This window comes from Nocardioides daejeonensis, assembly GCF_003194585.1.
In the GTDB taxonomy this organism is placed as follows: Bacteria; Actinomycetota; Actinomycetes; order Propionibacteriales; family Nocardioidaceae; genus Nocardioides; species Nocardioides daejeonensis.
The window spans coordinates 225,061-247,883 of sequence record NZ_QHKZ01000005.1 but is presented as its reverse complement, the minus strand read 5'-3'; the positions used below and the strand labels follow the sequence as shown (position 1 = coordinate 247,883).

Annotated in this window: 25 protein-coding genes; 11 read left to right on the top strand and 14 right to left on the bottom strand. The window is 70.2% G+C overall.

What is annotated here, in order from left to right:
* Window positions 1-208: 208 nt before the first annotated feature.
* The 6 genes from DNK54_RS14770 to DNK54_RS14745 form a co-directional block, all read right to left on the bottom strand.
* Window positions 209-2,257, bottom strand: a complete 2,049-nt coding sequence (locus tag DNK54_RS14770) for an iron ABC transporter permease (protein ID WP_110207752.1) — start codon at window positions 2,255-2,257, stop codon at window positions 209-211.
* Between the two features lie 10 nt (window positions 2,258-2,267).
* Window positions 2,268-3,254 carry an ABC transporter substrate-binding protein gene (locus DNK54_RS14765; protein WP_204164618.1) on the bottom strand — a complete coding sequence of 329 codons (987 nt, stop codon included), beginning with the start codon at window positions 3,252-3,254 and terminating at the stop codon, window positions 2,268-2,270.
* A 37-nt stretch (window positions 3,255-3,291) separates the two neighbouring features.
* Window positions 3,292-4,104: an ABC transporter ATP-binding protein gene (locus tag DNK54_RS14760; RefSeq protein WP_110207751.1), complete on the bottom strand. Its 813-nt coding sequence runs from the start codon at window positions 4,102-4,104 to the stop codon at window positions 3,292-3,294.
* Between the two features lie 64 nt (window positions 4,105-4,168).
* Window positions 4,169-5,092, bottom strand: a complete 924-nt coding sequence (locus DNK54_RS14755) for a cation diffusion facilitator family transporter (RefSeq protein WP_110207750.1) — start codon at window positions 5,090-5,092, stop codon at window positions 4,169-4,171.
* The gene (locus DNK54_RS14750) at window positions 5,092-5,430 is read right to left on the bottom strand and encodes an ArsR/SmtB family transcription factor (RefSeq protein WP_204164617.1); all 339 of its coding nucleotides are present in this window, start codon (window positions 5,428-5,430) and stop codon (window positions 5,092-5,094) included. Before DNK54_RS14750 ends, DNK54_RS14755 begins: the two co-directional genes overlap by 1 nt.
* A gap of 119 nt (window positions 5,431-5,549) precedes the next feature.
* Window positions 5,550-7,064: an MFS transporter gene (locus DNK54_RS14745; RefSeq protein WP_110207748.1), complete on the bottom strand. Its 1,515-nt coding sequence runs from the start codon at window positions 7,062-7,064 to the stop codon at window positions 5,550-5,552.
* 121 nt (window positions 7,065-7,185) lie between these two features.
* Here DNK54_RS14745 and DNK54_RS14740 point away from each other — a divergent pair, with 121 nt between their 5' ends.
* The 3 genes from DNK54_RS14740 to DNK54_RS14730 are packed head-to-tail and all read left to right on the top strand — an operon-like array spanning window position 7,186 to window position 8,789.
* Window positions 7,186-7,722 (top strand): maltokinase N-terminal cap-like domain-containing protein, encoded by a 537-nt coding sequence (locus DNK54_RS14740; RefSeq protein ID WP_110207747.1) that lies wholly within the window; start codon window positions 7,186-7,188, stop codon window positions 7,720-7,722.
* A 45-nt stretch (window positions 7,723-7,767) separates the two neighbouring features.
* Entirely contained in the window at window positions 7,768-8,310 is a 543-nt protein-coding gene (locus DNK54_RS14735) for a TetR/AcrR family transcriptional regulator (RefSeq protein ID WP_110207746.1), read from the top strand.
* The gene (locus tag DNK54_RS14730) at window positions 8,307-8,789 is read left to right on the top strand and encodes a hypothetical protein (RefSeq protein WP_110207745.1); all 483 of its coding nucleotides are present in this window, start codon (window positions 8,307-8,309) and stop codon (window positions 8,787-8,789) included. The genes DNK54_RS14735 and DNK54_RS14730 overlap by 4 nt, the downstream gene beginning before the upstream one ends.
* A gap of 36 nt (window positions 8,790-8,825) precedes the next feature.
* Here the strand turns inward: DNK54_RS14730 and DNK54_RS14725 are convergent, their stop codons facing one another.
* The 3 genes from DNK54_RS14725 to DNK54_RS14715 all read right to left on the bottom strand — a co-directional run bounded on the left by DNK54_RS14725 (window position 8,826) and on the right by DNK54_RS14715 (window position 11,782).
* Window positions 8,826-10,157, bottom strand: a complete 1,332-nt coding sequence (locus DNK54_RS14725; protein ID WP_110207744.1) for a Kelch repeat-containing protein — start codon at window positions 10,155-10,157, stop codon at window positions 8,826-8,828.
* Entirely contained in the window at window positions 10,150-10,632 is a 483-nt protein-coding gene (locus DNK54_RS14720) for a SigE family RNA polymerase sigma factor (RefSeq protein WP_110207743.1), read from the bottom strand. Before DNK54_RS14720 ends, DNK54_RS14725 begins: the two co-directional genes overlap by 8 nt.
* A 148-nt stretch (window positions 10,633-10,780) precedes the next feature.
* Window positions 10,781-11,782: a glutathione S-transferase family protein gene (locus DNK54_RS14715; protein WP_110207742.1), complete on the bottom strand. Its 1,002-nt coding sequence runs from the start codon at window positions 11,780-11,782 to the stop codon at window positions 10,781-10,783.
* 249 nt (window positions 11,783-12,031) lie between these two features.
* Between DNK54_RS14715 and DNK54_RS14710 the strand changes: the two genes are divergently transcribed.
* Together DNK54_RS14710 and DNK54_RS14705 are read left to right on the top strand one after the other, a co-directional pair.
* Window positions 12,032-13,528, top strand: coding sequence for an MDR family MFS transporter (locus DNK54_RS14710; RefSeq protein WP_110207741.1), 1,497 nt, complete (start codon window positions 12,032-12,034; stop codon window positions 13,526-13,528).
* Between the two features lie 131 nt (window positions 13,529-13,659).
* Complete coding sequence (locus DNK54_RS14705) at window positions 13,660-14,022, top strand: VOC family protein (RefSeq protein ID WP_110207740.1); 363 nt, start codon at window positions 13,660-13,662, stop codon at window positions 14,020-14,022.
* A gap of 60 nt (window positions 14,023-14,082) precedes the next feature.
* Here the strand turns inward: DNK54_RS14705 and hisC are convergent, their stop codons facing one another.
* The gene (hisC, locus tag DNK54_RS14700) at window positions 14,083-15,165 is read right to left on the bottom strand and encodes a histidinol-phosphate transaminase (protein WP_110207739.1); all 1,083 of its coding nucleotides are present in this window, start codon (window positions 15,163-15,165) and stop codon (window positions 14,083-14,085) included.
* 49 nt (window positions 15,166-15,214) lie between these two features.
* Here hisC and DNK54_RS14695 point away from each other — a divergent pair, with 49 nt between their 5' ends.
* From DNK54_RS14695 to DNK54_RS14670, 6 genes are all read left to right on the top strand, one after another.
* Complete coding sequence (locus DNK54_RS14695) at window positions 15,215-15,589, top strand: phage holin family protein (RefSeq protein ID WP_110207899.1); 375 nt, start codon at window positions 15,215-15,217, stop codon at window positions 15,587-15,589.
* Complete coding sequence (locus DNK54_RS14690) at window positions 15,586-16,116, top strand: low molecular weight protein-tyrosine-phosphatase (protein WP_239460112.1); 531 nt, start codon at window positions 15,586-15,588, stop codon at window positions 16,114-16,116. The genes DNK54_RS14695 and DNK54_RS14690 overlap by 4 nt, the downstream gene beginning before the upstream one ends.
* A complete protein-coding gene (locus DNK54_RS14685; protein ID WP_110207738.1) occupies window positions 16,113-16,967 on the top strand; it encodes a fructosamine kinase family protein in 855 nt (284 codons plus the stop codon). The genes DNK54_RS14690 and DNK54_RS14685 overlap by 4 nt, the downstream gene beginning before the upstream one ends.
* 54 nt (window positions 16,968-17,021) lie before the next feature.
* Window positions 17,022-17,726 carry a response regulator transcription factor gene (locus tag DNK54_RS14680; protein WP_239460111.1) on the top strand — a complete coding sequence of 235 codons (705 nt, stop codon included), beginning with the start codon at window positions 17,022-17,024 and terminating at the stop codon, window positions 17,724-17,726.
* The gene (locus tag DNK54_RS14675; protein ID WP_110207737.1) at window positions 17,726-19,129 is read left to right on the top strand and encodes a HAMP domain-containing sensor histidine kinase; all 1,404 of its coding nucleotides are present in this window, start codon (window positions 17,726-17,728) and stop codon (window positions 19,127-19,129) included. The genes DNK54_RS14680 and DNK54_RS14675 overlap by 1 nt, the downstream gene beginning before the upstream one ends.
* A gap of 441 nt (window positions 19,130-19,570) precedes the next feature.
* Entirely contained in the window at window positions 19,571-20,365 is a 795-nt protein-coding gene (locus tag DNK54_RS14670) for a hypothetical protein (RefSeq protein WP_110207736.1), read from the top strand.
* Between the two features lie 42 nt (window positions 20,366-20,407).
* Here the strand turns inward: DNK54_RS14670 and DNK54_RS14665 are convergent, their stop codons facing one another.
* Genes DNK54_RS14665 through DNK54_RS14650 form a run of 4 tightly spaced genes read right to left on the bottom strand, consistent with a single transcriptional unit; the run spans window position 20,408 to window position 22,813 of the window.
* On the bottom strand, window positions 20,408-20,728 hold the full coding sequence (locus tag DNK54_RS14665) for a type II toxin-antitoxin system PemK/MazF family toxin (RefSeq protein ID WP_110207735.1): 321 nt from the start codon (window positions 20,726-20,728) through the stop codon (window positions 20,408-20,410).
* Window positions 20,709-20,984, bottom strand: a complete 276-nt coding sequence (locus DNK54_RS14660) for a type II toxin-antitoxin system VapB family antitoxin (RefSeq protein ID WP_110207734.1) — start codon at window positions 20,982-20,984, stop codon at window positions 20,709-20,711. Before DNK54_RS14660 ends, DNK54_RS14665 begins: the two co-directional genes overlap by 20 nt.
* 18 nt (window positions 20,985-21,002) lie before the next feature.
* Entirely contained in the window at window positions 21,003-22,232 is a 1,230-nt protein-coding gene (locus DNK54_RS14655) for an anthranilate synthase component I family protein (RefSeq protein ID WP_110207733.1), read from the bottom strand.
* Window positions 22,229-22,813, bottom strand: a complete 585-nt coding sequence (locus tag DNK54_RS14650) for an anthranilate synthase component II (protein WP_239460110.1) — start codon at window positions 22,811-22,813, stop codon at window positions 22,229-22,231. Before DNK54_RS14650 ends, DNK54_RS14655 begins: the two co-directional genes overlap by 4 nt.
* Between the last annotated feature and the right edge of the window lie 10 nt (window positions 22,814-22,823).

The following is a 22,823-nucleotide window of genomic DNA, read 5'->3' as shown; positions in this document are numbered from 1 at the left end:
TCTCACCGGGGTCTCCGGCGAACTTCCAATCGCCACGCACGACCAAGGGGTGGCGGTCGTTTGTGGACGGTGGCCAGCGCCCCGTGTGACGGGGAACACATGTCACGACCACCGTACCGGCCGGGCGATCCCGGCACCAATCCCCAGCCCCGCCAAGGCGTCATGTGCCGCAGCAGCCAGAGGCCGCGGGACGCACGACCTGGAGCGATCAGCTCCGGGTACGCCAGAGCAGCCAGACGAAGTACGGCGCCCCGACCAGCGCGGTGACCATGCCCGCCGGCACCTGATCGGGCGCGATGACGTTGCGGCCCAACGTGTCGGCCAAGCTCACCATGAGAGCACCGAGGAGCATCGCGACCGGCAGCACCCGGACGTGCCGGGAGCCGACCAGCGCCCGGGCCGCATGAGGCGCGACCAGGCCGGTGAAGACGACCAGGCCGATGGCAGCGGCCGACGCGGCGGTCAGGGCGACGGCGGTGACCAGCAGCACCAGGCGGGTGCGTTCCAGCGCGAGTCCGAGCACCCGCGGGGTGTCGTCGTCGAGCGCCATCACGTCGAGGTCGTTGCGGTGACGGAGCAGCACCGGCAGCGCGATCAGCACCACGACGATCAGCGGCACCACCTGGTCGAAGGTGCGGCCGTAGGTGGATCCGTTGAGCCAGGTCAGCGCGAACTGCGCGTCGTAGGGAGTGAAGGTGATGATGGTGAACGCGATGATCGCCTGGCCCAGCGCAGCGACTCCGACGCCGACGAGCACCAGCCGAAGCGAGTCGAGGCCACCTCGCCACGAGACGGCGTACACCAGGGCGAAGGCGAGTGCCGCGCCGACGAGCGCGGCGAGATTGATCGTCCACAGCGCCGACACGCCCAGGAAGGAGATGCAGACGATGGCGCCGACACCAGCGCCGGCGGTGACTCCGAGCAGCCCGGGCTCGGCAAGCGGGTTGCGGCACACCGCCTGGGTCGCGCAACCCGCGAGCGCGAGCGCCGCGCCGGCGAAGGTCGCGGCGAGCAGGCGCGGCGTGCGCTCCTCGAGCGTGTAGTGGACCATCGGGCCAGCCTCGCCCGACAGCCAGTTGCCGACGTCCCCGAGCAGCAGCGTGTCCTCGCCCGTCAACGTCCAGCCCCGGCCGGCGAGGAGACCGAGAGCAGTGGCACCAGCCAGGAGCACGACGAGGACGCAGACCAGCAGGGCGGTGAAGCGCACCGGCGAGCCCGGGCGAGTGCGAGCCGACGGGGCCTCAGGCACCGTTCCGCCCTGGCGGAAGGTGCGCGCGACGCCGATGAGGACGACGGCTCCGATCAGGGTGGTGGCCACTCCGGTCGGGACTCCCGGTCCGAACGTCTTCGAGGGCGCGAGGCGCATCAGGACGTCGGCCAGCACCACCAGCACGATGCCGATGAGGCCGGAGAGGGGCAGCAGCACCCGGTGCTTGTGGACGTCCTCGATCCAGGCCCCCGAGAGACGTGCGAGCACCGGGGCGCACAGCCCGATGAAGCCCATCGGACCGGCCACCGTGACCGCCAGCGCCGCCAGCAGGACGGAGAGAAGCACCGCCACCAATTGGACGACGCGCACGTTCACACCGAGGCTGGCGGCCGCGTCGTCGCCCAGGCCCACCAGGTCGAGCCTGCGGCTGAGCAGCATCGCGACGAGCACCACGACGGTGACCGCCACCGCACCCTGCGCCGGTGCGTCGATGCTGATCTGGACGAGGTTGCCGTTGCCCCAGGCGAAGAGGCTCTGGGTCTCGTCCTCGAAGAGGAGGAGCAGCAGGCCGGTCAGGGACCCGAGCGCCATGGCGAGTGCGGAGCCCGCCAACACCAGCCGCGCCGGCCCAGAGGCGCCTCCGGAGAGGGCGAGCACCAGGACGGCACCGGCCAGACCCCCGAGGAAAGCGACGCTCCCTTGGAGGAAGAGCGGCGGCGAGATGCCCAGCACGGCCACGAGCGTCGCAGCGAACCACGCGCCGCCGTTGATCGCGAGCGTGTCCGGCGAGGCGAGTGGGTTGCGGGTGATCGACTGGAGCAGCGCCCCCGAGACCCCCACCGCCAGGCCCACGACCAGCCCCGCCAGGAGCCGCGGCAGGCGGGAGCCCAGGAAGACGTCGCGGGTCAGCTGATCGCCGCGCCCGAGCAGAAGGTCGATCAGGTCGGCGAACCCGACGGTGGAGGTGCCCTGGGTCAGGTGAACCGCGCTGGCGACCAGGGCGAGGAGGAAGAGCCCGAGCAGGCTCGCGAGACTGCGCAGGCTCACGAGCGGCGGATCACTCGGTCAGGTCGGCGACGACCTGGTTGACGAACTCCTGGGCGGAGACCGGACCGCCGAAGGTCCACACGCCCTTCTCCAGCGGGTAGAGGTGTCCGCTCGTCACGAACTCCAGCTTGTTCCAGATCGGGTTCTTCTCGAGCTGGGCGCCGAAGACGTCGTCCGCCTCCACCGGGCTGTTGTAGAAGAAGCGCACGTCGTCGCCGAGAGCGGTCAGGCCCTCCGGGTCGGTGGTGCCCAGGCCCCATTCGGCGTCGACCTCACCCGTCCAGGCGTTCTCGAGCCCCAGCCCCTCGGCCAGGTCCGACATCAGCGAGCCGGTGCCGAAGAGCCGGATGGTGACGTTGCCGCCCTCGGCCCAGCCGTCAGCCATCGCGAAGCGCGCGCCGGCGGCGTCACTCTCGGCGATCGCCTCCTTGCCCGCCTCCATGGACTCCTCGAGGTCGCCGATGATCTTCTCGCCCTGATCGGTCTTGCCCACCGCCTCGGCGATGAGCCGCACGTTGTCCTTCATGAGGTCCAGCTGGCGGGCACCGTCGGCGGTGTCGAGGACGAGGACCGGCACACCTTCGTCCTCGAGCTTCTTGACGATGGCCTCGGGGCCCGAGGTGTCGGCGAGCACCAGCTCCGGTCCGGTCTTCATGATCTCGGTGAAGCTCGGCTCGCTGCGGTTACCGACGTCCTTCACGCTCCCATCGACCTGCGCCTTGGCGACCCAGGTGTTGTAGGCGTCGCCATCCGCATGAGCGACCGGCATGACACCGAGGCTGACCAGCGTCTCGGTCTGCATCCACTCCAGCGAGACCACCTTGGTCGCCGGGCTGTCGAGCTCGATGACCTCTCCTCGTGCGTCGGTCAAAGAGACCGGGTCACCGGCAGCCGCGTTGTCGGGCTTGTCGTCGGCCTTCGACTCTGTCGTTCCGCAGGCCGCCAGGACCAGCATGAGCGGGACGGCGGCGAAAACGAGGGCGCGCTTCTTCTTCACGGGAGTGCCTTTCGAGGGAGGGATTCGGAGCAGAAGGTCAGGCCGACTCGGCGGCGCGACGGATCGTGCGATGCACGGGCTGGACGCTCAGCCGCGCGGTGACCGGGTCTCGTACCACCGTCACCGGCAGTCCGTAGACCTCGGAGACCCGCTCGGAGGTGAGGACCTCCTCAGGGCGGCCAGTCGCCTGGATCACCCCGCGGTGCAGCAGCGTGATCTCGTCGGCGACGTCAGCAGCCTGGTTCAGGTCGTGGAGGACCACCCCGACAGCGACGCCGTGGTCGTCGGCGAGATCGCGGACCAGATCCAGGATCTCGACCTGGTAGCGGAGATCGAGGTGGTTGGTCGGCTCGTCGAGCAGAAGCACATCGGTCTGCTGAGCCAGACAACAGGCCAGCCAGACCCGCTGCAGCTCACCCCCGGAGAGCTCGTCAACCCCGCGTTTGGCCATCGCGGCCACGCCCGTGACCTCCATCGCCCAGGCCACGGCCGTTGCGCCCTCGGGGTCGCGGGCACGCCACTTGCCGCGATAGGGATGGCGGCCGAACTCGACGATCTCTGTGACGGGCACCCCGGCTGGCACCGGACGGTTCTGCGAGAGCAGGGTGATCACCCGTGCGAACTCGCGGCGGCCGAGGGTCGACACGGCCTCTCCCTGCAAGGAGAGCGTGCCAGCGTCCGCGTCGTGGAGACGAGCCATCGCCCGCAGCAGGGTGGACTTCCCGCTGCCGTTCGGGCCGACCAGGACATGCACGTTGCCCGAGGTCACCTCGAGCGACGCCGAGTGCACGACCTGCCGCTCGTAGTAGGAGAGGTCGAGATCCTCACCTCGAAACCGGACCACCTTCATAGAAGGCAAGGCTAGCCTAAGTCTGCACGCGCCTTCAGGCGCCCCCACCGCCGATCGACGTCGATCAGCAGCCAGGACCCCCGAGATCCTCGTGGTCGCGGTGCTCGGCCGGCTCGACCTGGAAGGTCGCGTGCCGGATCTCGAAATGCTCTGCGACGCAGTGCGTGAGCTCGTCGAGCAGCGCCCCCACGCCGCGTTCGGCCAGCACCTCCTCCGCGACCGCGACATGCGCCGACAGGCTCGGCATGCCACTGGTGATCGTCCAGGCGTGGAGGTCGTGCACATCGGTCACCCCGGGCACCTCGCGCAGGTGCCGCTCGACCTCGACCAGGTCGAGATCACGGGGCGTCGTCTCCAGCAGAACAGCTGCGGAGTCACGGATCAGCGACAGCGAGCGGGGCAGGATCAGCAGCGCGATGAACAGGGTCGCCAGCGCGTCCGCCTGCGTCCAGCCGGTCGCCCAGATCACCGCACCGGCAGCAATCGCGAGCACCGAGCCCAGGGCATCGGTGAGCACCTCGAGGAAGGCGCCGCGCACGTTCAGCGAGGTGCGGTCCGCCTGCGCCATGATCGCCAGCGAGACCAGGTTGGCCGCCAACCCCGCAAGCGCGAAGAGCAGCATCCCGCGGCCCTCGACCTCGGCAGGCTCCGCCAGTCGGCGGATCGCCGACCAGCCCAGGAAGCCGCATACCCCCAACAGCACCACCGCGTTGACCAGCGCGGCCAGCACCTCCGACCGGTGCCACCCGAAGGTCGCCTTGGGCCCTGCCGGCCGGGTGGCGACGTACGACGCGGAGAGGGCGATCAGCACCGCGGAAGCGTCGGTCGCCATATGACCGGCATCGGCGAGCAGGGCGAGCGAGCCGGTGACCCAGGCGCCGAAGACCTGGATGACCAGGACCGAGGAGGTGACCAGGAGGACTTGGATCAGGCGCCGTCGATCGGCTGCCCGCCCCTCGGCATGGCCGTGTCCGTGCCCGACGCCCATCAGGCGTCCCGGTGGCGAAGGTCGGCGCCGATGGCGTGCTCGGCCTGATGGACCGCGACCCGGACCAGCTCGATCGCGTGATCGTTGGCGAGCCGGTAGTAGACCCGGGCACCCTCCTGCCGCGTCGTCACCACCCGGCTCAGCCGAAGCTTCGCGAGGTGCTGGGAGACGGCCGCCTGCGACTTGCTCACCTGCGCGGCAATCTCCCCCACCGACCGCTCGCCAGTCCGCAACGCCAGCAGGATCCGCATCCGCGTCGCATCCGCAAGCAGCGAGAAGATCTCCACGCACACCGCAACCTCGGCCTCATCGGGCTCGATCCAATCATCTGCGTACATACGCATATGATTACACAGGCATCCTTTTCCCGATCGTCCCTAACAGATTCGTGGTCATTTCGGCCGTTGACCACGAATCTGTTAGGGACGATCCCCCCGTAGGGGCGCCGCCGGCGGGGTCAGTCGCTGGCGCGTAGCGCGCGGCGGGCGATGACCAGGGCGGCGAGGCTGAGCAGGAAGCCGATGCCGGCGGTCCAGGTGACGCCTCCGTCGAAGGCCCGCACGGCGGAGTCGACGAGGGCATCGGCCGTCGCAGTCGGCAGGTCGGTGGCCACCTCGAAGGCGCCGCCCAGGGTGGAGCGCGCTTCGTCGGCCGCGTCGGCGGAGATACCGGCCGGGACCTCCAGGCCGTTGCGGTAGGCGAGGTTGAGCAGGCTGCCGAGCAGCGCCGTGCCCAGCACCGCGCCCACCTCGTACGCCGTCTCGCTGGCCGCCGCCGCCGCGCCAGCCTTGTCCTCGGGCACCGCACTGAGAGCGAGGTCGTTGGAGATGGTCTCGCTCATCCCGACGCCGATCGAGAGCACACCGAAGGCAAGCAGCACCACAGTCAGCGAGCCGGTGTGGCCGAAGACCGCCATCACGGCATAGCCGGCGGCATTGAAGGCGAGGCCGGCCATCACGACCCGGCGCGAGCCGATCCGGCGCACCAGCGGCACCGCGATCATGCCGGCGGCGACCGTCAGCACCAGGCCGGGCACCAGCAGCCATGCCGCGGTCAGGGGTGAGAGGCCGGCTACGAGCTGGAGGTACTGGGTCGCGAAGTAGATGAACCCCACCATCGCCACCACACTGACCAGGTTGACCAGCAGCGCGCCGGAGAAGACGGCGTTGCCGAACAGGCGTACGTCGAGCATCGGCTGGCGCGTCGTCAGCATCCGGCTGACGAAGGCAGCCAGGGCAGTGGCGCCCACGATCACGGCAGCGAGGGCCACCAGCGGCTGCTCGGCGACCGACTTGATCGCGAAGACGAGCGAGCCCAGCGCGAGGCTGGCCAGCGCGATGCCGCGCAGGTCGACCGGACCGGGGTTCGGGTCCCGCGACTCGGGCAGCAGGATCGGGCCGAGGACCAGCAACGGCAACAGCACAGGCACCGCGATCAGGAAGACCGAGCCCCACCAGAAGTGCTCGAGCAGCCAGCCGCCGACCAGCGGGCCGAGCGCGGCCCCGCCGGAGAAGCCGGCCGCCCAGATCGCGACGGCCATCCGGCGCTCAGAGGCGTCGGTGAAGATGTTGCGGATCAGGCTCAGCGTCGCAGGCATCAGCATCGCACCGAAGACACCGAGCAGCGCCCGGGCAGCGATCAGCGAGTTGGCGTCGGGGGCGAAGGCAGCGAGCGCAGAGACAGCGGCGAAACCGGTGCCGCCCATCAGCAAGATCCGGCGGCGGCCGATCCGGTCGCCCAGCGAGCCCATCGTGATCAGCAGGGCGGCCAGAACGAGCGGATAGACGTCGATGATCCAGAGCAGCTGGTTGCCCGTCGGGGCAAGGTCGCGGGAGAGCGACGGCACCGCGAAGGAGAGGGCCGTGTTGTCGACCGAGACCAACAGGACCGGAAACATGAGCACGGCCAACGCCGCCCACCGGCGGCGCGGACCCAGCTGCGTCGACTGGGAGGCGGAGAGGAGCGTGGTCATGGGGATAACTATACCGTCCAGACGGTGTAGTTATTACCGAATTCCTTGTGGCCTCGCCCACCACCGCGCGCATCGGCGACACCACGACTCGTTGTGCTCCAGAAGGCCGTAGGGTCGGGCCATGGCAGTCATCCATCAAGCGACGATCAGCCCCACCAAGCTCGAGTTGGTCACCGACTGGCTCGACGGTGCCGGCCTGGGAGCCGGCCCGGTGGAGATGATCGGCGGCTACCGCTTCGACGACCCGGCCGGCGAAGTCGGCGTCGAGGGCTTGCTCGCACGCCGTGGCGACCAGGTGTTCCACCTGCCCCTGACCTACCGCGCCGCACCGCTGCCGGGCGCTGAGGAGGCACTGGTCTGCACGATGGACCACTCCACCTTGGGGAAGCGCTGGATCCACCACGCGGCCGCCGACCCGGTGGCCGTCGCCTGCTTCACTCGCGCACTCGCGGGCGAGCAGGAGCAGGCCGAGCTCGAGGTGCATCGGGCCGACGGCACCGTCGATCACCTGGAGCCACCGGTGCGCGTTCGCCGTGCCGGTGCTCGGCTCGCCGGAGAGCTCCGCCTCACCACCGACCTCGGCATGCCGGTCACCGGCGGCGCAACCCTGGTCGCCTCCTGGGACGGCGGTGAGGGCGTCGTCGCCGCGCAGGGCTGAGCCCCGACCGGCGACGGGATCCGGAGAGCGAGCGAGGGAGGTGAGATGGCGCGACCACCGAAGGCCCGCGACAAGGCCCTGACGGCGTACGCCGAGATCCTGCGTGACGAGGGTGAGCGAGCAGCGACCGTCGACGCCGTGGCAGCACGCGCCGGCATCTCCAAGGGCGGGGTGCTCTACCACTTCCCGACCAAGGAGGAACTGGGCGAAGGACTCCTGGAGTGGTTCGGCGAGATCGCCGAGGCCGGCCTGGAGGAGATGCGCGAGGACCCGGAGGGGCCGTCGCGTCACTACGTCCGCACCTCCTGGATCACGAGCGAGCACGACGACCCCGTCTACCGCTCGGTGCTCCGGCTGGCCCAAGCCTCGTGGCAACCTGCGATCGACGCGATCGAGGGGATCCACCAGGCCTGGGGGGACCTGATCCGGGCCGAGGTCGGTGACGACGCCACCGCTGAGGCGATCATCCTGATCGGCGAGGGTCTCTACTACCACTCCTCCATGCCCGCCGGCTGGGCCGGCGGCTCCTTCGACCACTCCGTCGAGAGCCTGCTCGACGTCGTCGACCGACTGAAAGGCCTGGCATGATCCGCGTCTCCGACTGGACCAACGCCGCCATCACGATCGCTTGGGAGCTCTCCCCTGACCTGGTGCCGGACGCCTACCGCCGCCGGGTACGGGCCGGGGTCTTCCTTGCCGGGGCGGGCACGCTCGCCTGGCAGGAGCGCGAGGAGCTCACCGCCACCTTCGACGAGCTCAAGCGGAGCAACGAGCTGCGCGAGCGGATCCACGGCGCGCGCACCGAGGCCGAGCTCGACGCGGTGGTCGCGGAGATCGAGACGCCCGAGGACGGCCAGTCGCCCAGCGCGATCGCCCTCACCGCCGCCGCGGTGGCGGCTGTCGGCACCATCGCGTTGGAGGTCTCCCTGCGCCGCCGGACCAAGCAGCGGGTCGCCGCCGGGGCTCGCTACCCGCGGCTGCCAGGCGCCCTCGCTCGCGGCGCCCTCGCCCTGGCCCTCGGCCCCCTGACTCGCGCCATCGAGGCGTACGACGCCCAACCCGCCTAGGTCGAGCTTGGCGCAGGCACAGCGCAGGTTCGCGGGCTAGCGGGACGGCGGGAGCCAGCGCAGGCCCGAGTTGGTGACCTCCCACCAGCCCTTGTCCTTGGCACCGGGGGCCGCGCCGCCCCAGACCAGCAGCTCATCACCGGCCCACACGGCGACCGCGGCCTGGGCGAAGGTCTGCTCACAGCTCGGGACACGGCGTACGTCGGAGCCCGCGACCAGGAGACCACCCGCCCCGCTCACCCACCTCGACCCGGTTCCGACGGCAGGCAGCGGGCAACCGCTCGCGCCCGGGGCAGGAAGCGCCTCCCACGCATCGGTCTTCGGATCGAACCGCCAGCCGTCGGCGTCGGCGGTCGGCGGCACGATCAGCCGACCATCGTCCGACCCGAGCCGTTGCCCGTAGACCACCCCGGGCGTCTCCTCATCGATGACCTGCCAGCCGCTGTCCTCGAGCACCGCCAGCCGGGAAGGTGTCGGCTCCGAGGCGCCGAAGTGCCGGCTGCCGTCCATCGAGAGCAACCAGAAGCGCCCGTCGAGCCAGGCGATGCTGCGGTCGTACGACTCACCGAAAGGGTCCGGCGGCAGCCAGGTGCGTACGCCCGTCGCTGGGTCGAGGACCCAGTCGGTGCGCTCAGCCGCCCGCGTGCTCTTGTCGTAGGACGCCGCGACGAGCAGGTCCGGCGACCCCGCCGGCATCACGCCAGCTGGCGCCTCGGTGACCGACCGACGCTTCCACGTGCCACCGTCGGGGTCCAGCGTGAAGAGGTCGTCGTCATGCACGACGACCACCTCGCCGCCGGACCAGGCGATCAGATCGCCGCCCTCACCCTCCTCACGAACCGACCAGGAGCCGGAGATCCGCCCGACCGGAACCGGCGCGTCGGGCAACGTCCGCCAGGTGTCGGTCGCCGGGTTGTACGCCGCCGCCTCCGCACTCGGCTCGCCGTCGGTCGCACAGTCGGCGGTCGGCGGGCAGACGAAGTCCGTCAGACCGCCGACCACCACCATCTCGCTCCCGGTCCACACGGCCAGCGAGGCATGACGAGGACTGAGCGGCGATGCGGCCATCGGCCGCCACGCACCCCCGACCGGTAGGGCGGCGCTGGGCACCGGCGTCCCCGAATCGGTGGCGGGGGAACGGTCCGCGATCGCCTCCGGCCGGGAGCCGTCGTCGAGCAACGCCACGGCCCCGAACGAAGCACCGATCACCACAGCAGCTGCGGCAACCGATCCGAGGACGGCCCGCCGGCGACGACGACGCGTCACCTCGGCGAGCACCCCCTCCCCGCTCGGGTACGGCGGCACGACAGCTCCGGCGTACCGGCGCAGTTGCGCGACGACGCGGGGTTCGGGCTGCGGTTCAGACACGGGGGTCTCCTTCCGGGATGTGTTGCCGCATCCGTTCCAGCCCGCGGGAGAGGTGACTGCGCGCGGTGCCGACCGAGCAACCGAGCACGGCGGCGATACCGGCCGCGTCCAGGTCGTCGACGCAGCGCAGCACCACCGCCGTGCGCTGCTTGGGTGAGAGCGCAGCGAGCGCCCCGACCAGCCAGGGCTCGACGCCGTCGGGCAGGACGGCGTCGACTCCGCGCTCGGGCACCACGCCGGGCAGTTCGCGCCGACGCCGACGGATCCGGTCGATGTTGAGCCGCGCGAGCGTGGTGTGGGCGTAGCCGACAGGGTTCTCGCCGAGGCTGACCCGCGACCACTTCAGCCCGACCCGCACCAGCGCCTCTTGCGTGAGGTCCCACGCGTCGTGCTCGTTGCCGGTCAGCGCGCGGGCGTAGCCGTGAAGGCGCGGCAGTTGCGCCTCCACGAACTCGGCGAACCCGCGATCACGCATGCCCGTCTCCCGTCTGTGCTTGAGGATGCACCCCTACTACGGATCAGACGCGCGAAACGTTGAGGCCAAGCCGAGGAAACCTCAACAGGGGTGGATCAGTGCCACCTGGCGACACCGATCCACCCCGATGATGGCGACCCCAGCGGAGTCAGAGTCGCTCGCGGCCGTGCGGCGTGTGCCAGCTCTCCAGCTCGGGCCCCTGCGGCACGATGCCGGTCGGGTTCACGTCGGTGTGCACCACGTAGTAGTGCCGCTTGATCTGGTCGAAGTCGATCGTCTCGCCGAACCCCGGGGTCTGGAAGAGATCGCGGGCGTAGCCCCACAGCGCCGGCATCTCGGTGAGCTTGTTGCGGTTGCACTTGAAGTGGCCGTGGTAGACGGGGTCGAAGCGGGCCAGCGTGGTGAAGAGCCGCACGTCGGCCTCGGTGATGGCATCGCCCATCAGATAGCGCCGGTCGGTGAGCCGCTCCTCGAGCCAGTCCAGCGCCACCCAGAGCCGGTCGTAGGCGGCGTCGTACGACTCCTGGGAGCCGGCGAAGCCGCAACGGTAGACGCCGTTGTTGACCTCGGTGAAGACCCGCTTCATCACCTCCTCCATCTCCTCGCGGAGGTGGTCGGGCCACAGGTCGGGGGCGTCGGGGCGGTGGTGGTCGCGCCACTCGAAGAAGAGATCGTGGGTGATCTGCGGGAAGTCGTTGGTGACGACGGCCTTGGTGGGCACGTCGACGATCGCCGGCACCGTGATGCCGCGCGGGTAGTCGGGGTAGCGGGCGAAGTAGGCCTCCTGCAGTCGCTCGTAGCCCAGCACCGGGTCCCGGCCGCCCTCGTCGAGGTCGAAGGTCCAGCTTCGCTTGTCGTGGGTGGGACCGGGCAGGCCGAGGGAGATGGCGTCGTCGAGACCGAGCAGGCTGCGCACGATGATGGTGCGGTTGGCCCAGGGGCACGCCTTGGCGGCGATCAGGCGGTAGCGGCCCGGCTGGGCCGGCCAGCGCTGCACCTCGCGCGGGCTGTCCTTGCTCCCGCTGGGGAAACGGTCGTCGAGCGGGTCCGCGGAACGCTCCCCTGCCAGGATCCGGTCCGGGATGTAGTTCATGTCCCGGTTGAAGCCGCTACCGCTGTCGACGTACGTCGGGGTCTGGTCCTCGCTCATGCTCCCCATCGTGCCAGCACCGGAGGAAAATGAGATGCGGGAACAACACGGGATCCGAGAGGGTTGACCCCGGGCGCATCACGTCGATCACCGCGCGACACGACCCGTCGGTCGGCTGCGATGAGTTCGCGGAGCACCGTCGGTCTCCATGCACGACGACGATGCACGACCAAGCCGTCACCGACCGGGCCCCTGTCCGGTCACCCCGCCTGCCCCGTGTGCCCGCCCGGGACGACCGAGAGGACCCTCATGTCTGCCCGCACCGACACCGGCGACATCGCCGAGTTCGAGGAGGAGTTCACCCCTGGGGCCACCCGCACCCCGTTGGTGATCAAGCTGCTCGTCGCCGCCACCTTCGTGGTGATCCTCAACGAGACCATCATGGTCAACGCGCTCCCCCGGCTGATGGACGACTTCTCCATCACCGAGCGGAGCGCCCAGTGGCTCTCCACGATCTTCATGCTCACGATGGCCGCGGTGATCCCGGTGACCGGCTGGTTCCTGCAGCGGGTCAGCACTCGCACCGCCTACACCACGGCGATGTCGACCTTCATCGTCGGCACCCTGCTCGCCGCCGTCGCCCCGACCTTCGAGGTGCTGCTGATGGCCCGCGTCGTGCAGGCCGGCGGCACCGCGGTGATGATGCCGCTGCTGATGACCACCCTGATGACGGTCGTCGCTCCTGAGGACCGCGGACGTGTCATGGGTCAGGTGACCCTGGCGATGTCGTGTGCCCCGGCGATGGGGCCGGCGGTCTCGGGCGTGCTGCTCCACTTCGGCTCCTGGCGGCTGATGTTCATCACCGTCTTGCCGATCGCGATCTTCGTCTCGATCGCCGGACTCCGGCTGCTGGAGAACGTCGGCGAGCCCCGGACCTCACCGATCAGCTGGCCGAGCGTCGTCCTGGCCGCCGCGGGCTTCGGGAGCTTCGTCTTCGGGCTGAGCAAGGTCGGCGCCGCACCGTGGCTCGAGAGCGGTCTCATCATCACGACCGGGGTCGTGTTGATCGCCGCGTTCGTGCTGGTGCAGCTCCGACTGCAGCGCACCGACGGGCCGCTGCTCGACCTGCGAGCACTGCTGCACCGCAACTTCCGCATCTCCCTGGTGCTGATGGCGGCCGGCTTCATGGCGTTCCTCGGCAGCATGATCCTGCTGCCGCTCTACCTGCAGAAGCTGCGCGGTCTCAGCGAGCTCGAGACCGGCCTCCTCGTCATGCCAGGTGGTCTGGCGATGGGTCTGCTCGGTCCCCAGGTCGGCAAGCTCTTCGACCGGATCGGCGCACGTCCGCTGGTGGTTCCAGGCTCGATCGGCATGGTGGCGCTGCTCTTCGCGATGAGCCGGATCGACGCCGACACGCCGTACGCCGCGATCCTCGCCCTGCACGTGGCGTTGATGGTGACGCTGGCGATGGTCTTCACGCCGGTCTTCACCATCGGGCTGGGCGACCTTCCACCGCACCTCTACTCCCATGGCAGCTCGCTGCTCGGCACCCTGCAACAGGTGGCCGGCGCCGTCGGTACGGCGCTGCTCATCGTGGTGATGGACAGCCGGTCCGAGCATCTGGTGAAGGGCGGCAGTACGCCGGCCGAGGGCTTCGTCGGCGGCCTGCAGTGGGCGTTCGCCGCAGGTGCCGCCATCGGCGTCGTGGTGGTGGCCATGGCCCTGCTGTTGCCCAGCCGGGTGGATGCCTCTGGGGAGGCGCCCGACTCCGCGCAGGAGGACGACCCTGCTTGCCACTCGGCCTAGGATCAATCTCGCCGTCGCGCGCAGCAGGCGAGATTGATCATCACATCCCTCAGAGGCTCCGCCAGGAGGGCTGGCGAGATGGGCGGCCAGCCGCCATGGGCCGTGCTGAGGGAATCTCGTAGCGTGGGGGCATGGCTTCCACTCACCACGCCTTCGACTACATCGAGCTGCCGGTCGACGGCATGGCCGCCGCCCGTGCCTTCTACGCCGACGCCTTCGGCTGGACGTTCAACGACTACGGTCCGGGATACACGGGCATCCGCGCCGTCGCGGGCGACGGCGAGATGGGTGGGCTGAACGGCATGTCGGGAGGCGGAGCCGGGGGTCCAGGCCCTCTCGTGCTGCTCTACACCGACGACCTGGACGCCACCGCGAGCGCGGTCCAGGCTGCCGGCGGCTCGATCGTGGACCCGCCTGCGGAGTTCCCGGGCGGGCGGCGCTTCACCTTCACCGACCCGTCCGGCAACCAGCTCGGGGTCTGGGCCACCTCCTGATCCGGCCCAGACCCAAGGTCAACGCAGGCTGCCCCGGGGTCGACGCAGCCCCGCGTGCGGTCAACGCAGGCGGGAGGCGAGCTCGAGCAGCCGGTCGTTGGCCTCGACCTCGCCGATACTGACCCGGACGCCTTCGCCGGCGAACGGTCGCACCACGATCCCCGCCCGCTCCGCCGCCGCGGCGAAGGCGGCGGTCTGCTCACCGGTGGCGTCGGGCAGGTCGAACCAGACGAAGTTGCCCTGGGCGTCCGGGATCTGCCAACCGGCCGCGCGCAGCCCGGTCAGCACGCGGCTGCGCTCCTCGACGAGTGCATCGACCCGCTCCATCAGCTCGGCCTCGGCGCCCAGCGAGGCGATCGCCGCGGCCTGGGCGATGCCGGAGACGCCGAACGGCAACGAGACCGCACGCAACGCACCGGCGATCTCCTCCGACGACGCCGCGTAGCCGACCCGGAGGTTGGCCAGCCCGTAGGCCTTGGAGAAGGTGCGGGTGAGCACCACGTTGGCGAAGTCGCGCAGCAGGGCAGCGCCGTCGACGGCGTCCTCCATCCGGACGAACTCCAGGTAGGCCTCGTCCACGACGACGAGCACACGACTGGGCACCTGGGCCAGCAGGCGGCGTACCTGGGAGTCGGTGAGGGCCGGGCCGGTCGGGTTGTTGGGAGTGCAGAGCAGCATCACCTTGGTGCGGTCGGTGACGGCGGCGACCATGGCGTCCAGGTCATGCTCGCCACGCGCCGTGACCGGGACCTTGACCGAGGTGGCGGCCGCGGCGGTGATGGCGATCGGATACGCCTCGAACGAACGCCACGCATGCACCACCTCGTCACCGGGATCGCAGTACGCCTGGAGGATCTGGTAGATCAGCGCCACCGACCCGGTGGCCGCGGCAAGCCGCTCCGGTGCGAGGTCGAAGCGAGTGGCGAGAGCCTCGTAGAGCGCCGTGCAGCCCATGTCCGGATAGCGGTTGAGCTGTGCCGCCGCGGCGGTCGCCGCCTCGAGCACGCCGGGCAGCGGCGGGTAGGGGTTCTCGTTGGAGCTCAGCTTGTAGACGGTGAGTCCGGGCTGGGGGGTCGGCGTACGGCCGGGCACGTAGGGCGGGATCGCCGCCACACAGGCGCGGGGCGCGGGAAGTGCAGGCATGGCGCTCAGCGTAGACCCGCTCTTGGCCCCACTCCTCTACGCTGAGGGCATGAGGTTCCTGAGCTGGTTCGTCGCCGATGTCGCGGGTCTGGCCGTGGCTGCGTGGTTCTTCGACGGGATCTGGTTCGAGGGCGCCGACTGGCAGGAGAAGCTGGTGCCACTGCTGATCGGTGCCGCGATCCTGAGTGTGATCCACATGTACGTCGCGCCCGTCGTCAAGCTCCTGTCGTTGCCGTTCATCATTGTCACCCTCGGTCTCTTCCTGCTCGTGGTCAACGCCTGCATGCTGCTGCTGGCCGACTGGGTCGGGGGGCTCTTCGACCTCGGCTTCGGCGTCGAGGGCTTCTGGACCGCGGTCGGCGGCTCGATCGTGCTCAGCATCGTCGGCGCCTTCACCTCGGCGTTCGTGCTGGAGCGTGAGTGACCGTGCTGCCCCGCCCGGAGTCCGGCCGGCCCTACCGCGTGGCGGTGGTCTGCCTGGGCAACATCTGTCGCTCACCGATGGCCGACGTGGTGCTCAACGACCGCGTGGCCGCCGCCGGACTCGGTGACCTGGTCGAGGTGGAGAGCTTCGGCACCGGTGGCTGGCACGCCGGCAACCCGATGGACGTGCGCGCCGCCGCCACCCTGACCGCCGCCGGGTACGACGCCACGCGTCATCGCGCCCGGCAGTTCACGCGGTCGACCACCGGCCACGACCTGGTGCTGGCCATGGACGCGAGCAACCACTCCGACCTGGCCGACCTCGGCGTCGCCGGCGATCGACTGCTCCTCTTCCGCAGCTTCGACCCGAGCCCGGACGACGACTCCGTCCCGGATCCGTATTACGGGGGCGACGAGGGATTCGCCCACGTCCTCGACATCGTCGAGCGCGCCAGCGACGCGCTGGTGGAGCAGTTGCGCGCGCTCCTCGACCGCCGGGACGCGGATCGGGAGGAGGTCGGCCAGTGACCCGCAACCCCACCGTCGCGCGCCGTGCAGAAGAGCTGCTCGGAGCGGCGGTCGCGGCCACGTCACCGGTCGCCGGCGGGGACATCTGCACGGCCACCCGCGTCAAGCTCGCCGACGGACGCACGGTGCTGATGAAGAGCCACGTGCGTCCCCCGACAGGCTTCTTCGAGGCCGAGGCGAGGTCGTTGGCCTGGCTGCATGCGGCGGCACCCGACCTGGTGCTGGAGCCGCTCGCCGTCGACGCCGACTGCCTGCTCCTCCCCTTCATCGAGACCGGCAAGCCGACCGTGGACGCGGCGGCGAGGCTGGGGCGGGCCCTGGCAGAGCTGCACGCGACCGGAGCGTCGGCGTACGGCTGGAACGAGGACGGATTCATCGGCCGGCTCCCGCTCCCCAACACACCGGCGCCCACCTGGGCCGAGTTCTACGCCACCCGACGGGTCTTGCCCTACCTCAAGCTGGCTCGCGATCGTGGCCATGCGACCCCCGAGCAGGCCGCTGCGATCGAAGGCGTGCTCGGCCGACTCGGCGGCCTGGTTCCCGCGGAGCCTCCGGCCCGGCTGCACGGCGACCTGTGGAGCGGGAACGTGCTGTGGGGCACCGACGGCAGCGTGTGGCTCATCGACCCCGCCGCGCACGGGGGCCACCGCGAGACCGACCTCGCCATGCTCGGTCTCTTCGGCCTCCCCCACCTGCAGCAGGTGACCGACGCCTACCAGTCCGTCACCCCGCTCGCCGACGGCTGGGAGGACCGGCAGGCGCTGCACCAGCTCTTCCCGCTGCTCACCCATGCCGCGATGTTCGGCGGCGGGTACGCCGCCCGTGCGGTCGCCGCCGCAGCCCGCTTCTGACCGGTTCACCCCCGTTCTCAGCCCTGACTCAGGTCGGGCTGGCAGAGTAGGTCCGTGGCCTTCTCGAATCCCGCGTCCGCGCATGTGCTCGTCGTCGACGACGACAAAGCGGTCCGGGAGTCGCTGCGCAGGTCGCTGGAGTTCAACGGGTTCACCGTCACTTTGGCCACCGACGGAGCCGAGGCACTCGCCGGGATCGGCACGGTGCGCCCCGACGTCGTGGTGATGGACGTGATGATGCCCCGGCTCGACGGCATCGAGACGACCCGGGCGCTGCGCGCCGCCGGCAACGACGTGCCCGTGCTGGTGCTGACCGCGCGCGACGCGGTCGGAGACCGGGTGGCGGGGCTCGACGCCGGTGCCGACGACTACCTCACCAAGCCCTTCGCTCTGGAGGAGCTGTTGGCGAGACTGCGTGCCCTGCTGCGCCGCGTCGTTCCAGCGGAGGAGGGCGGGGAGATCCTCACCTTCGCCGACCTCTCTCTCGACGTCGCCACCCGCGAAGTGCACCGCGGCGGCCGCGCGATCGAGCTCACCCGCACCGAGTTCACGCTGCTCGACATGTTCCTCCGCAGGCCACGACGGGTGCTGGAGCGCGCCTTCATCCTGGAGGAGGTCTGGGGCTATGACTTCCCGACCACCGCCAACTCGCTCGAGGTCTACGTCGGCTACCTGCGCCGCAAGACAGAGGCGGAGGGCGAGCCGCGCCTGATCCACACCGTCCGTGGCGTGGGCTACGTGCTCAAGGAACCGACCTGATGCAGGCGCGCACCTCCGACCCCGAGCAGGACGGTTGGTGGCATTACAAGCGCAGCCTGGCCAGCCGGGTCACCGTGCTCACCACCTTGGCGGTCGGGTTGACCGTCGCCTTCGTCGCGCTCGGGGCCTACGTCACGGTGCGCGTCCAGATGCAGAGCACCCTCGATGCCGCTCTGCTGGACCGGGCGGAACGGGCGGCCCAGACCTCGACCCTGGCTGAGCTGAACCGCGCCGAGTTCCCCTCCTGGGCCTTCGGTGCCGCCGACGTGCGTATCGCTTTCCTCAACGCCGTCGGACGCGGCCGGTCGATCGACGGCGCCGGCGAGATCCCCCTCGGTACGCCGGAGCTCGAGGTTGCCGCAGGCAAGCGAGCGCACTCGATCCGCACCCTGGACGCGGACGGGGTGCGCTACCGCGTGGTCACGGTGCCGACCCAGGAGAAGGGTGTCGCCCTGGTCATCGCCCAGAGCCTCTCGTCCCAGGAGCAGGTCCTCGACCGGCTCGGCCTGGTGATGCTCTGCTTCGGGCTGGCCGGGGTCATCGTGGCCGGGCTCGCCGGCTGGGGCGTCGCGCGCAACGGTCTCCGGCCGGTCCGCCGCCTGACCGCGAAGGCCGAGGAGATCGCACGCACCGACCGGCTCACCCCGATCAAGGTCGAAGGCACCGACGAGATCGCCCGTCTCTCCACTGCCTTCAACTCGATGCTTGTCTCCCTCGACGCCTCCCGGGACCGCCAGCGCCAGCTCATCGCCGATGCCAGCCACGAGCTCCGTACCCCGCTCACCTCGCTGCGCACCAATCTCGACCTGCTCATCCAGGCCGACGCCTCCGGCGGTCTTCCCCCCGCAGCACGCAGTGAGCTGCTGGAGGACGTACGCGCCCAGATCGACGAGATGACGACCCTGATCGGCGATCTCGTCGAGCTCGCCCGCGACGAGCACGGCTCGCATGTGGTCGCCACCGTCGACCTCGCGGACGTGCTCGACCGGGCGATCACCCGGGTCCGCCGCCGGGCACCGGGGGTGAGCTTCGACGTACGGGCGCGGGACTGGTGGGTGACCGGCGAGGAGGCGTCGCTTGAGCGGGCGGTCACCAACCTGCTCGACAACGCGGCCAAGTGGAGCCCCGACGGCGGCACCGTGACGGTGCGACTCGACGAAGGCGTCCTCACCGTCTCCGACGAGGGCCCCGGCATCGCCGAGGCTGACCGACCCAAGGTCTTCGAGCGGTTCTACCGCTCCGAGGAGTCCCGGGCGATGCCCGGCTCCGGCCTCGGTCTCTCGATCGTCCGGCAGACCGCGCTGCGCCACTCCGGCTGGGTGGACGCGACCGCCGCGCCCGGTGGCGGCGCCTGCCTCACCCTCACCCTGCCGGGTTCGCCCACCCCGCCTGCCGCGGAGTAGTCGACAGTGCAGAACTTGTCACCTGGATGACAAGTTCTGCGCCTTTCGTCAAGGCCGGCATGGTTCTGAGCAGCGTTCGCTGGCAATGCCAGGATCAGCCATAGTCGCCTGGTTGCTCCTTGCGGTGTTGGGCCTTGCCCCGCCGGCGGCAGCGGATCCGGTCTTCATCGACGGCCACCCAGACAAGGGGCACCACACGTGGTGTTACAAGGCAAGCTTCAGTCGCCATACACTCGCCGACCAGACGATGACCCGCCTCCGCGCACAGGCCATCGTTAACACTGCTTTCCACTCTCCATGCGGCAAGTACACAGACGTCCGCTGGGCAGAGGCTCGTGTTCCCGGGTTCTTCGGATACACCGAGTGCAGGCTCTACAACCCTGCGGGCAATCGCGACCGTTTTCGGATCCAGATCGACGAGGTCGAGATGGCCACTGCCCCATGGTCCAGTTGAAGGGATCCAACATGCGACCGGTTCACACCCCACGCTGGTTCGCAGCCCTCGCCCTCATCGCCCTGATCGCACCGGCGACGGCTTGCTCGTCAGACGACGCCCCGAATCGCGCTACCCAGGCGCAGACACAGCACCACGCCCCTCCCGAGGCCATTCGCCCCACCGTCGACGGTGATGCGCTCCGCGGTTCAGCCCAGTACGACTACGACATCGCCACCTCTCTTACGGAAGCGGCTGGCAAGGCAGATGTTGTCGCTGTCGGCCGCGTTACCGGGTGGTCGGATGGCCGGCTTGTCCATGACGGGGATGAAGCGCTGAAGCACGCCGTCCTCGAGCTCCACGTCGACCGGGCCTTCGCCGGGACAGACGACGAAACCCTCTATGTCGAACTCTCTCGCGGCGGCACCCTGATCAACCCGGACGGATCTGAACAAGAGTTGCGCAAGGGTGAGCGCTACGCGCAACGATTCATCGACGACCTGACCCACGCGGCGCCGATCGGCGTACGGGTTCTGGTCCTCGGAGTGGAATCACCCAGCGATGCCGAAGTCGAAGCCGCAGGCGGCAACACCGTGGTCAAGACTTGGACGGCGCCCGTCAGCGAAGCGACGCTGCTTCGCGGCGTACCTCAAGGACTCTTCTTCGAAGACCAGGACGGCTCGTACGTCAGTGGCGTCGTAGAGCAAGCCGATGTGGAGTTGGGCAGCTGGCCCGCTGCGAGAGGCGAGAAAGCCGACTCGTTCCAGCGCCTTCTTGACGAGTTGGAGGCGCACCACCGCTGACGCGGCTGGCGGCGCCTGCGTGTCGAGGCCGCGACGCGCGGCTCAACGACAGTCGATGGCCGCAGCGAGAGCCGCGCACACCTCCTGCATGCGCACGTCCGAAAGTCGCCCGATCCGGGCCGTCAATTGCGCGACGGAGACATTGAGCACCGAGTCGAGGGACACCGCGCACCGCGCGGGCGTCGGGTCCTCGCCCGGCTCGAGCAAGACCTCCGTCGGCAGCCCCCGCACGTTGGTGGTGCACGGCGCCACGACCACCCGGCGCAGTCGCGGGATGGCGGCGTCGCGGGACAGCAGCACCACCGGTCGGCGCGAGGTGTCGGGCAGCTCGCACCACCAGACCTCACCGCGAGCCGGAAGCATCCGGCATCGACTCGTGGCTGTCGCCGCGCCCGGCCGCGTCGAGGAACGAGTCCAGGTCACCCCATTCATCGCGCTCCGTGAGCGGCATCTCGCGGTAGGCGATGTCGATGCGCCGGTCCACCTCAGCCGATCGGTGAGCCGCGACGAGCGCGGTCAACGCTTGCTCCATCACGCTCGCGTCCTTGGCCCCGCCGCAGCAGGCTCGCGCCTCGGCCAACAGGGCCTCATCGACTGTCGTGCTGATGCGGACTCTCATGCCACAAACGTAGCATGATCATGGCATCGTGATCAGCGCTGCGCGCAGCCGCTCGGCCTTCCACTGGGTCTCCGCCCACTCCTCGGCGAGGTCGGAGCGGACGGTGATGCCGCCACCGGTGCCGTGCGTCCAAACGCCGGGGGTCGCGCTGGTCAGGCTGCGGATCACCACGCCGAGATCTGCCCGGCCGTCGCCGGAGATCCAGCCGAAGGCGCCGGAGTAGACGCCGCGGGGCGCGGCCTCGACGCGATCGATGATCTCCATCGTGCGCTGCTTGGGCGCACCGGTCATCGAGCCGGCAGGGAAGAGCGCGCGGAGCGCGGCAACCGTGCCGACCTCGTCCCGCAGCCGCCCCCGAACCGTCGTCACGAGCTGGTGCACTCCGGGGTAGGACTCCACCTCCATCAGCGTCGGGACCTCGACGGTGCCCGGAGCGCAGACGATCGCCAGGTCGTTGCGGAGCAGGTCGGTGATCATCAGGTTCTCCGCACGGAGCTTGGGATCCGAGGCCAGGTGCGCGCGCAGCCGGGCATCTTCCTCAGGCGTCGCGCCGCGCGGGGTGGTGCCCTTGATCGGCTTCGTCTCCACGGTGCGATCCCGGCGTACGACGGCGAACCGTTCGGGCGACGAGCTCAGCAGGTGGGCGTCGTGGTGCCGCAGGAACCCGGCGTACGGCGCGGGGTTGAGCCGCCGCAGCCGCAGGTAGGCAGCGACCGGGCCGACGCTCGCCGCAGTCTGCTCGCGATAGGTGAGGTTGACCTCGTAGGAGTTGCCGGCGCGCAGCTGCTCTTGCACCTCGGCGAAGCCGTTCGCATACCAACCCGGCACCGCCGGGAGGTCGCCCCACTGAGGTGCTGCGGCGACCTCGGCGGCGGGAGCGTGCTCGATGACCCGCACGTTCCGGGCGCGCATCCACACCGCGTCCGGCATCCCGTCTGCCCCGGGGCGGGCGGGCAGGTCCGGTCGGGCGGCGTACCCGAAGTAGCCGACCCAGTGCTCGCCCGGATCACCGGAGAGCGATGCACCGAGCACCGCGAAGATGTCGTCGCCGACCGGCTCGCTCCGGCCCGCCGCATGTCGAGTGACCTGTCCGGTGAGGCCGTCGTAGGTGAAGGAGACGTCGTCAGGCGCACACCAGCCCAACAGCGAACGACGTCCCGACCAGGGCCGACCGCCGCCACCGTCGAGCCAGAAGCACCGGTCGTGGCGAGAGGCGATGTCGGTGAAGACCCGCTCGGCGTCGGTCATGGCCGCTCCACGAAGGTGCGCACCATCGCCACGCCGTGCTCGGAGAGGATCGACTCGGGGTGGAACTGCACGCCGTGCAGCGGGCGACTGCGATGCCGCACCCCCATCACCACCTCCGGCGCGCCGGGCGCTCCCTCACAGACGGCGGTCACTGCGAGGTCGTCGGGCACCTGGGTCGCGGCGAGCGAGTGGTAGCGGACCGCCTCGAGGGGAGAGGGGAGCCCGGCGAAGACCGAGTCTCCGTGGTGACGCACCTGAGCGACCTCGCCATGTGCCGGCTCGATCCGCTCCACCGTGCCGCCGTACGCCGTCACCAGGCCCTGCATCCCCAGGCAGACCCCGAGGACCGGCACCTCCCCCTGCGTGAGCACCGCGCCGACGGCGAAGTCGGCGGGGTCCGCGGGATGCCCCGGCCCCGGCGAGAGCACGATCCGCTCGAACCCCAGCAGGTACGCCGGATCGCACGCGTCGTGCTGCACTACCGTCGGGAGCACGCCGGTCACCTCGGCCACCAGGTGCACCAGGTTCCAGGTGTAGGAGTCGTGGTGGTCGACCACGACCACGCGCGGAGTCGCGAGCACGAGCGTCATT

Coding starts and splice junctions, on each gene's coding strand:
- DNK54_RS14760 (WP_110207751.1), bottom strand. CDS start 4,104: ATGAAGGTGGTCCGGTTTCGAGGTGAGGATCTCGACCTCTCCTACTAC.
- DNK54_RS14755 (WP_110207750.1), bottom strand. CDS start 5,092: ATGGGCGTCGGGCACGGACACGGCCATGCCGAGGGGCGGGCAGCCGAT.
- DNK54_RS14750 (WP_204164617.1), bottom strand. CDS start 5,430: ATGTACGCAGATGATTGGATCGAGCCCGATGAGGCCGAGGTTGCGGTG.
- DNK54_RS14745 (WP_110207748.1), bottom strand. CDS start 7,064: ATGACCACGCTCCTCTCCGCCTCCCAGTCGACGCAGCTGGGTCCGCGC.
- DNK54_RS14740 (WP_110207747.1), top strand. CDS start 7,186: ATGGCAGTCATCCATCAAGCGACGATCAGCCCCACCAAGCTCGAGTTG.
- DNK54_RS14735 (WP_110207746.1), top strand. CDS start 7,768: ATGGCGCGACCACCGAAGGCCCGCGACAAGGCCCTGACGGCGTACGCC.
- DNK54_RS14730 (WP_110207745.1), top strand. CDS start 8,307: ATGATCCGCGTCTCCGACTGGACCAACGCCGCCATCACGATCGCTTGG.
- DNK54_RS14720 (WP_110207743.1), bottom strand. CDS start 10,632: ATGCGTGATCGCGGGTTCGCCGAGTTCGTGGAGGCGCAACTGCCGCGC.
- DNK54_RS14715 (WP_110207742.1), bottom strand. CDS start 11,782: ATGAGCGAGGACCAGACCCCGACGTACGTCGACAGCGGTAGCGGCTTC.
- DNK54_RS14710 (WP_110207741.1), top strand. CDS start 12,032: ATGTCTGCCCGCACCGACACCGGCGACATCGCCGAGTTCGAGGAGGAG.
- DNK54_RS14705 (WP_110207740.1), top strand. CDS start 13,660: ATGGCTTCCACTCACCACGCCTTCGACTACATCGAGCTGCCGGTCGAC.
- hisC (WP_110207739.1), bottom strand. CDS start 15,165: ATGCCTGCACTTCCCGCGCCCCGCGCCTGTGTGGCGGCGATCCCGCCC.
- DNK54_RS14695 (WP_110207899.1), top strand. CDS start 15,215: ATGAGGTTCCTGAGCTGGTTCGTCGCCGATGTCGCGGGTCTGGCCGTG.
- DNK54_RS14675 (WP_110207737.1), top strand. CDS start 17,726: ATGCAGGCGCGCACCTCCGACCCCGAGCAGGACGGTTGGTGGCATTAC.
- DNK54_RS14670 (WP_110207736.1), top strand. CDS start 19,571: ATGGTCCAGTTGAAGGGATCCAACATGCGACCGGTTCACACCCCACGC.
- DNK54_RS14665 (WP_110207735.1), bottom strand. CDS start 20,728: ATGCTTCCGGCTCGCGGTGAGGTCTGGTGGTGCGAGCTGCCCGACACC.
- DNK54_RS14660 (WP_110207734.1), bottom strand. CDS start 20,984: ATGAGAGTCCGCATCAGCACGACAGTCGATGAGGCCCTGTTGGCCGAG.
- DNK54_RS14655 (WP_110207733.1), bottom strand. CDS start 22,232: ATGACCGACGCCGAGCGGGTCTTCACCGACATCGCCTCTCGCCACGAC.